This is a genomic window from Arthrobacter sp., assembly GCF_031179385.1.
GTDB lineage: Bacteria > Actinomycetota > Actinomycetes > Actinomycetales > Micrococcaceae > Arthrobacter_D.
In genome coordinates this window covers 21,788-30,103 of sequence record NZ_JAPSHV010000024.1, presented here as the reverse complement: position 1 = coordinate 30,103, position 8,316 = coordinate 21,788, and the positions used below count along the sequence as shown (strand labels likewise).

Below are 8,316 nucleotides of genomic sequence, written 5' to 3'. Positions count from 1 at the left end.
TCCTCGACGAGATACTCCGCGAGGGACTCATGCGTCAGCGCGCCCATCCAGGGGCAGTGCTCACGCAGTTGCCCGATCACGTCGAGCAGTCGCTCGAGGGAAGCGCCTGCCTGCCATGCTCTTTCCGTCATGCTCCGCCGGCGCCGTCGTACCCCTGCGCAATGAGCTCAGCGAGTGCGGTGCGGCTGTCGAGCGGCAGGAAGGAGGCCTCTACTGCGTTGAGCGTGAACTCAAGCAGGTCATCGAGGTCATAGTCGAAGGTCTCCACGAGGAGTTCGAATTCATCAGTGAGGGTGACGCCGCCCATGAGCCGGTTGTCCGTGTTGATGGTGACGTTGAATCCGAGCTGGTACAGCAGGTCGATCGGGTGGCTGGCAATGTCCTTGCCGAACGATTCGATGGCTCCTGTCTGCAGGTTCGACGACGGGCAGATTTCCAGGGCGATGCCCCGGTCGCGTACCCAGGCGGCGACCTGACCGAGTGTGGCCATTCCGACCGGAGAATCCGTGCCGTTGTCGTCGAAATCGACGGTGATGTCCTCAGCAATGCGTACGCCGTGGCCCAACCGCTGGGCACGGCCGTTCACGAGTGCATCGACAATACTGTCGACGCCGGCTGCCTCGCCCGCGTGCACCGTCGCGGGGAACTGGTGCTGGGCCAGGTAGGTGAAGGCATCAGCGAACCGTGCGGGCGGGAAGCCGTCTTCGGCGCCGGCGATGTCGAAGCCCACGGCACCGCGGTCGCGGTGACGGACGGCCAGCTCGGCGATCTCCTGGCCGCGGTCAGCGTGCCTCATGGCGGTGATGAGCTGACCGACCTGAATGGTCCGGCCGCCTGCGGCGACGGCTTCGACGCCGGCGTCGAGACCTTCCTGGACTGCCTCGACGGCCTCATCCAGCGACAGGCCCTTGGCCAGGTGCTGCTCGGGTGCCCAGCGCACCTCGCCGTAGACCACGCCGTCGTCGGCAAGATCCTCAACGAACTCCTTCGCTACCCGCACCAGGGCTTCATGGGTCTGCATGACCGCTATGGTGTGGTCGAAAGTCTCCAGGTAGCGCACCAGCGAACCGGAATCCGCCGAATCGCGGAACCACTGGCCGAGCGCAACCGGATCGGTCGACGGCAGATCATGGCCTACTGCTTGCGCCAGTTCGATGATCGTCGCCGGGCGCAGGCCGCCGTCGAGGTGATCGTGCAGCGAGACTTTCGGCAGCTCGCGGATGTCGAAGGTGATGTCGGTAGCAAGGGAAGTCATAGGTTCAGTCACAGGCCAAGACTACGCGAGGCCAAAGGCGCTTCCGCAGGCGCGGCAACGCTCTCCAGCGTCGATGCTTCACACTGCAGGGGGGCCGGGCCCGGCCGGGTGGGGGTCGATCCCCGGACTGCGCTGATGACACGGTCCACGATGAACCCCAGGACCACCGCGACGGCGATGGCGACGGTAACACCGAGCAGATGGTTGTCCTCAAACCAGGCTCCGGCGAGCGCGCCGATCCCGACCGAATAGGTGCCCCACGCGATAGCCGAGATAGCAGTCAGTGCAACGAACCGGCGTCGCGAGTAGCCGGTTGCACCGGCGGTGAGGTTGACCGCCACCCGTCCGAAGGGAACGAATCGCGCAACAAGGATGAGTGACGCCGCGCGCTTCTCGAGCTCGTAACCGGCCCATTCAAACGCCTTCTGCGAGCGCGGGCGGCGCATCCAGCGGAACCGGTGCGTCCCGACTCCCCGCCCCATGAGGTAGGCCACGTTGTCGCCGACAAAAGCACCGAGCGAAGAAACCAGGATCAGAAGCCAGGCGTTCGGCACACCCTCGGTAATCACGAGCGAGGCCAGCCCCACCACCACCGACTCACTGGGGAAGGGCGGGAAGAACCCGTCAACCGTGCAGCAGACGAAGACCAGCAGGTAGACCCACGGCTGCTCTGCGGTGCTGAGGATGAAATCGCTCAGCCCATTCGTGACAGCACTTATGGCGTCCACTACCTGCGCTCCTTGGATTGTGCGGATGGCTCCGGAGGCCGCCGCCTGACGTGGTCTGGAACTCCTTAAACCATGCCAGCAGCGGATGAAAGGGGTCCATGGGTTATGACCCCGGCGCACCCCTGATTCAACCTTTTTCCAAGGTTATGGTTTGGACCGTTCCCATCGCGTCGACCGAAGGGCTGATCTTCCCTGCCGCCTCCTCCGCCCCCGGGACTAGGGGCGATCCCTGACAGGGTCAGGCGATGCGGTCGATGATGAGCTCCTGCGCCGGACGTGAACCCTCCGGAGCAATGACGACGGCGGCTTCCAATGCTTCACGCGCGCGGTCGAACTTCTCGGGGGTATCAGTCAGCAGTGTCATCAGCGGCTCACCTGCACGAACCGAGGCTCCCGGCTTCGCATGAAGGCGGACACCGGCCCCGGCCTGCACCGCGTCCTCCTTGCGTGCTCGTCCGGCACCCAGGCGCCAGGCGGCTACACCGACGGCCAGTGCGTCAAGCTCTACGAGCACGCCGTCGGCCGGCGCATAGACCGTCTCGGATTCCTTCGCTACCGGAAGGGCCGCGCGGGGGTCTCCACCCTGGGCCTCGATCATGCGGTTCCAGACGTCCATGGCGCGCCCGTCCCTGAGAGCCCGGGCCGGGTCAGCATCGTTCACACCTGCCGCAGCGAGCATCTCCTCGGCGAGGCGCACGGTCAGCTCGACGACGTCCTGGGGTCCCCCGCCGGCCAGCACCTCGACGGACTCCTCGACCTCGATGGCGTTACCCGCCGTCAAGCCGAGCGGAGTCGACATGTTGGTCAACAGGGCGACGGTTTTGACTCCAGCATCCGTGCCGAGCGCCACCATGGTCTCGGCCAGTTCCCGCGCCTGCGTCTGGTCCTTCATGAACGCTCCGCTGCCGACCTTTACATCGAGGACGAGGGAGCCGGTTCCCTCGGCGATCTTCTTGCTCATGATCGAGGAGGCGATCAGCGGAATGGCTTCAACGGTTCCCGTCACATCCCGCAGGGCGTAGAGCTTCTTGTCCGCCGGGGCCAGTCCGGCGCCCGCCGCGCAGATGACGGCACCGACGTCGGCCAGCTGGGCCATCATCTCGTCGTTCGAGAGCTGGGCCCGCCAGCCGGGAATGGATTCGAGCTTATCCAGGGTGCCACCGGTGTGGCCAAGGCCGCGACCGGAGAGTTGCGGCACGGCAACACCGAAGACCGCAACGAGCGGCGCCAGCGGGAGCGTGATCTTGTCACCCACTCCCCCGGTCGAGTGCTTGTCGCTGGTCGGTTTTCCGAGCGAAGAGAAATTCATCCGCTCGCCGCTGGCAATCATGGCTGCCGTCCACCGGGAAATCTCCGTACGGTCCATCCCGTTCAGCAGGATTGCCATGTTGAGGGCCGCCATCTGCTCATCCGCGATTGCGCCGCGGGTGTACGCGTCGATGGTCCAGTCGATCTGCGCCGGGCTCAGCGTGCCCCGGTCGCGCTTGATGCGGATGATGTCAACGGCATCGAACTGCTCGCTCATGTGGTGTTTCCTGACTCTGTGTTGCCGGCGCTTGAGGTGCCCGTGTCTGCGAGGTGCTGGGGGCCGAACGCGTCCGGCAGCACCTCGTCCATGGTCTTGATACCGCTTACTGTCATCAGCAGCATTCCCGGTGCACGAAATTCGTACAGCAGCTGCCTGCAGCGCCCGCACGGCATCAAGGCATTGCCGTTACCGTCCACGCAGCTGAAAGCAACCAGCCTGCCGCCGCCGGTCATCTGGAGTTGGCTCACCAGGGAGCACTCGGCGCACAGGGTGAGTCCGTAGGATGCGTTCTCAACATTGCAGCCCGAGACGATCCGCCCATCGTCGGTCAGGGCAGCGGCTCCCACCGGGAAGGAGGAGTAGGGGACGTACGCGTTGCGCATGGCCGCCGTTGCCGCCTCTGCCAACTCCTCCCAGGGGAGGTCCGCTTCCGGTGGCGTCATCGGGGCGGTAGCGTCCGTCGTCGTCGGGCTTTCATCACGTGCACTCACGGGCTACTCCTTGACGTAAGGGATGCCGCCGGCTGCGGGCGGTCGGGATCGTCCCACGAGGCCAGCGACGGCCAGGATCGTCACGATGTACGGCAGCATGGCGAGGAATTGGCTCGGAACGTCCGTGCCGATGATCGACAGGACAAAGCGCAGGTTGGTCGCGAAGCCGAAGAGCAGTGCCGCAAAGAACGCGCCGATCGGATTCCAGCGTCCGAAGATGAGAGCGGCAAGTGCGATGTAGCCCTGCCCTGCAGTCATGTCCCGGGTGAAGGAGCTGACAGACACGAGCGTGAAGAACGCGCCGCCGAAACCGGCGACCGCGCCGCCCAGGAGCACGTTCCAGAACCGTGTTGCGTTCACCTTGATGCCCATGGTGTCCGCGGCCTGCGGATGCTCACCGACAGCTCGCACGCGCAGACCCCACTTGGTCCGGTAGAGCCCTATCCAGATGACGATCACCGCTGCGTACATGAAGTAGCCGACGATGCTCTGCTGAAAAAGGATGGGGCCGATGATCGGGATGTCCGCAAGGAGAGGAATGCGGACCTCCGGAAGACCCGGCGGCGAGTTGAACGTAGCGGAGTCGCGGCTGAGCAGCGTGGACGCCAGGAACCCGGTCAGTCCGGATACCAGCACGTTGAGCACAACACCGACGATGATCTGGTTGACCAGATACTTGATGCTGAAGATCGCCAGAACGAGCGATACCAGCACGCCGGCGAACGCCGCCGCGATCAGGCCGACGTAGGCGTTGCCTGACACGGAGGCAGCGACGGCGGCGGCGAAGGCTCCGGAGAGAAGCTGTCCCTCGATCGCGATGTTCACGACGCCGACACGCTCGCACAATACGCCCGAGAGCGACCCGAAGATCAGCGGAATCGCGAGGGTCACTGAGCCTGCGACGAGGCCGGCCAGCGAGATGGAGGGCCGGTCGGCAATGCCAACCACCCAGGTGAGGAAGCCGACCACGAAGAGGACCGCGTACGCGATGCCCGCCCAGCGGTTGATTCCCCGGCCGCCGCGCACCTGCAGGAAGGCATAGACCGCAATCGCGATGAGCGCGACTGCCACAACCCAGCCAACGACGTTCGCGGGCAGCGCGATATCCGCGAGGCGGAAGCGGTCTGAGTCATCCGACACCCGGAAGACCGCGGTGGCCGCCGGACCGCCGATCGCGAAGACGAACAGGGCGATCAGCGCACCGACACCGAATCCGATCGGTGCCTTCCAGTTCCGGGTAGAGGGTCCGGCTACGCCCGGATCAGTAACGGTTGCTGCGATGCTCATGCTGCACCTCCGGATACCAGCTGATTCTTGCTGCCCTTGCGCGCCTTGGCCGTCTTCTTCTGGTCGATCCGGAAGATCGCCTTGACCAGCGGCGGAGCGGCGATGAAGAGAACAATCAGTGACTGGACTACCAGCACGATGTCGATGGGCGTGCCCGTCAGGGTCTGCATCTGGACGCCGCCCGCACGGAATGCCCCGAACAGGACTCCGGCGAAGAAGACGCCCCACGGGTGGGACCGGCCCAGCAGCGCGACAGTGATGGCGTCGAACCCGAAGCTGGCGGCGATGCCGCTGGTCAGCACCCGTTCGGTACCCGCCACCTGCGCCACGCCGGCGAGACCGGCGAGGCCGCCCGCCAGCATCATGACGACGACGTATCCCTTGGTCACGCTGATTCCCGCGGTGCGTGCCGCGAACGGGTTGGCGCCGACAGCGCGAAGTTCGAAGCCGACCGTCGACCGGTTGAGCAGCCACCAGACGCCGTACGTTGCCGCAATCGCCACGAGGAAGCCTAGGTGCAGGCGGAACTGGGGGCCGAGGATCTGGGGGAACACCGCGGTGTCGTCCAGGCGGGGGCTGATCGGGTTCGACGATCCCGGGTTCTGGAACGACGGCGTGGTGAGGAGGAACCCGACCAGGTAGATCGCGATGTAATTCAGCATGATGGTCACGATGACCTCGTGGGCACCGGTACGTGCCTTGAGAAGACCGGGAATGACACCCCACAGCGCACCGCCCACAAACCCGGCGAGTACCACGAACAGAAGGTGAAGGCCGAACGGCAGGTGCCAGGAGAAGCCGATCCATCCTGCAAACATGGCTCCGAGGATGATCTGGCCCTGCGCGCCGATGTTGAACAGCCCGGCGCGGAACGCCACCGCCACGCCGAGGCCCGCAAGGATCAGGGGTGTGGCGACTGTCAACGTTTCGGTCAGCGGGCGGAACATCAGCCCGAGGGAGTCAGCGCCCGGATTGAACACAGCACCCTGGAAGAGAGCGGCGTACGCTCCGCTGGCTGCTTCCCAGGCGGCCAAGAGCGTGTCACCCGGCCGGCTGAAGAAATAGGTCGATGCAGCCGCGACGTCCTCGTCAGTGAGTGCGATCAGGAGGCCGCCAAGAATGATCGACAGGACGACGGCGAGAATTGCCACCAGCGAGGAACCCGTGGCGATGCTCTTGAGGATGCCCCTGCCGTGGTCCTCCTGATCCGGTGCCGGCGTCGTATCACCTGTTCCGGGAACGGGCGGCGGCGCGGCGGTCTCTTCCGACGCGGAGCCGGCGTTGGGTCTATTGACGCTCATCGGTCTTCCTCTCCGGTAACCCGGTGCGCTCCTGCAGCCCGGTGCCCGCCGGCTGCCCGGTTTCGCTCTTCCACCGCGGAGGCGTCCTGCCGCAGTGCTTCCTCTGCCGTCATACCGGCCATCATGAGACCGAGCACGTCGCGCGACGTATCGCCTGGCACCACGCCCATGAGTTCTCCTCCATGCAGCACCGCAATGCGATCCGCAAGTTCACTGATTTCATCGAGTTCGGTGGACACGATCATGACGGGCGTCCCGGCATCGCGCTCTGCAACGATCCGCTTGTGGAGGAACTCGATTGACCCGACGTCCACGCCGCGTGTGGGCTGGGATGCAATGAAGAGGTTCAGTGGCCGCGAGAGTTCCCGGGCCAGGACCACCTTCTGCTGGTTACCGCCGGACAGCGTGCTGACCGGTGCCTCGGCACTCTGCGTCCGCACATCGAACTCGGCGACTTTTTCCTGCGCGTTCTTGAGAACCACGGACGGCTTCATGGCGAACCCCTTCGCGAAGGGGGGCTCGTTGTACCAGTTGAGGATCATGTTCTCCGCAATGGAGAAGCTCCCCACGAGGCCGTCGATCTTGCGGTCTTCCGGGACGAATCCAACGCCTTCGCGGATGATGTCCTTGACCTTCATCCCCAGCAGTTCCTTGCCCTTCAATTGCACGGACCCGGATGCGTGCGGGTGCAGCCCAAGGATCGCCTCGGTGAGTTCGGTCTGCCCGTTGCCCTGCACGCCGGCGACTGCGAGGATCTCGCCTTTCGCGATCTCGAAGCTGACGTTGTCCAGCAGGTTCTGCCCGCCCGATCCCGGGACGGTGAGGTTCCGAACGACGAAAGTGGTGTCGCCCGGGGTTGCCGGCGCCTTGTTGAGGCTAAGGCTCACCTGACGCCCGACCATCATGGAAGCGAGGTCACTGGTGCTGGCACTGGGCTCAACAGTTCCGACGACGGCGCCCCGCCGAATCACGGTAATCACGTCGGACACTGCCTTCACTTCCCGCAGTTTGTGCGAGATGAAGACGATCGCTGTACCGCCGGCTTTGAGCTCCTCGATGATCTGGATGAGTTCATCGGTTTCCTGGGGCGTGAGCACCGCGGTCGGCTCGTCCAGGATCAGCACTTCCGCCTTGCGGACCAGTGCCTTGATAATTTCCACGCGCTGCTGCACGCCGACGGGGAGGTCTTCAACGAGGGCGTCGGGGTCGACGTCGAATCCGTAGCGGTCGGAAATCTCGCGGATACGCGCGCGGGTCTTATCGAGGTCGAGGATGCCGCCCGCCTTGGTGTGCTCGTCGCCGAGCGCGACGTTCTCGGCAACCGTAAAGACCGGGATGAGCATGAAGTGCTGGTGCACCATGCCGATTCCCACAGCCATCGCGTCGCCGGGTCCGCGGAAAGTGACGGGCTTTCCGTCGACGAGGATTTGTCCGTCCGTGGGCTCATACAGTCCGTAGAGGACGTTCATGAGCGTCGACTTGCCTGCGCCGTTTTCGCCGAGGAGGCAATGCACCTCTCCGGGGTTCACCACCAGATCAATATTGTCATTGGCAACCAGCGAGCCAAAGCGCTTGGTGATTCCCTGCAGTTCGAGCTTCACAACCCCAACCAACCTGTCCTTGATGGGAGCTGGTGCGGGAACGGCCAATCTTCAACTGCCCGTTCCCACCGCCAGCTAATACAGAGTCAATTCAAACCGTAACGCGAACACGCCGCCCGTTCCTG

General features: G+C 64.6%; 7 protein-coding genes. All 7 read right to left on the bottom strand.

All coding sequences use genetic code 11. The features are described from left to right. Window positions 1–127: 127 nt before the first annotated feature. On the bottom strand, window positions 128–1,267 hold the full coding sequence (locus RIF85_RS05855; RefSeq protein ID WP_375164828.1) for an adenosine deaminase: 1,140 nt from the start codon (window positions 1,265–1,267) through the stop codon (window positions 128–130). Further along, window positions 1,264–1,983 (bottom strand): DedA family protein, encoded by a 720-nt coding sequence (locus RIF85_RS05850; RefSeq protein ID WP_309070970.1) that lies wholly within the window; start codon window positions 1,981–1,983, stop codon window positions 1,264–1,266. The genes RIF85_RS05855 and RIF85_RS05850 overlap by 4 nt, the downstream gene beginning before the upstream one ends. A 238-nt stretch (window positions 1,984–2,221) precedes the next feature. Further along, window positions 2,222–3,508: a thymidine phosphorylase gene (locus RIF85_RS05845; protein ID WP_309070969.1), complete on the bottom strand. Its 1,287-nt coding sequence runs from the start codon at window positions 3,506–3,508 to the stop codon at window positions 2,222–2,224. Then, the gene (locus RIF85_RS05840) at window positions 3,505–3,954 is read right to left on the bottom strand and encodes a cytidine deaminase (RefSeq protein WP_309070976.1); all 450 of its coding nucleotides are present in this window, start codon (window positions 3,952–3,954) and stop codon (window positions 3,505–3,507) included. The genes RIF85_RS05845 and RIF85_RS05840 overlap by 4 nt, the downstream gene beginning before the upstream one ends. Window positions 3,955–4,005: 51 nt before the next feature. After that, complete coding sequence (locus RIF85_RS05835) at window positions 4,006–5,289, bottom strand: ABC transporter permease (RefSeq protein ID WP_309070968.1); 1,284 nt, start codon at window positions 5,287–5,289, stop codon at window positions 4,006–4,008. Continuing rightward, window positions 5,286–6,590, bottom strand: coding sequence for an ABC transporter permease (locus RIF85_RS05830; RefSeq protein WP_309070967.1), 1,305 nt, complete (start codon window positions 6,588–6,590; stop codon window positions 5,286–5,288). The genes RIF85_RS05835 and RIF85_RS05830 overlap by 4 nt, the downstream gene beginning before the upstream one ends. After that, window positions 6,587–8,191: an ABC transporter ATP-binding protein gene (locus tag RIF85_RS05825; protein WP_309070975.1), complete on the bottom strand. Its 1,605-nt coding sequence runs from the start codon at window positions 8,189–8,191 to the stop codon at window positions 6,587–6,589. The genes RIF85_RS05830 and RIF85_RS05825 overlap by 4 nt, the downstream gene beginning before the upstream one ends. Window positions 8,192–8,316 lie beyond the last annotated feature (125 nt).